General features: G+C 57.3%; 1 protein-coding gene. It reads right to left on the bottom strand.

Annotated elements, in window-relative coordinates:
- Positions 1–511: sigma-70 family RNA polymerase sigma factor (locus AC0L3U_RS38415; protein WP_473364963.1), on the bottom strand; the 511-nt coding region annotated here is incomplete at both ends.

Below are 511 nucleotides of genomic sequence, written 5' to 3'. Positions count from 1 at the left end.
GCTCTTTAGCGATCTTCAATACCTTGCGGATCTTATCCTCAGGCATTTCCATGCGCTCGCCCAGCTCTTCCGGGGTCGGTTCGCGACCCATCTCCTGCAACATCTGCCGGGAGATACGGTTGAGCTTGTTGATGGTCTCGATCATGTGCACCGGAATACGGATGGTGCGGGCCTGGTCGGCGATCGAGCGAGTGATCGCCTGACGGATCCACCAGGTGGCATAAGTCGAGAACTTGTAGCCGCGACGGTATTCGAACTTGTCCACAGCCTTCATCAAACCGATGTTGCCTTCCTGGATCAGGTCGAGGAATTGCAGGCCACGGTTGGTGTACTTCTTGGCGATGGAGATCACCCGACGCAAGTTCGCTTCAACCATCTCTTTCTTCGCGCGGCGGGCCTTGGCCTCACCGATCGACATGCGACGGTTGATGTCCTTGATCTCGGCAATCGTGAGGCCGGTTTCAGCCTCCAGTGCGCTCAGCTTCTGCTGGCAACGGATGATGTCCGGCTG

It is taken from the genome of Bradyrhizobium sp. Kon69 (assembly GCF_055807515.1).
Note: the sequence above shows the minus strand (reverse complement) of the source record. Positions and strands in the feature narration are given on the sequence as shown.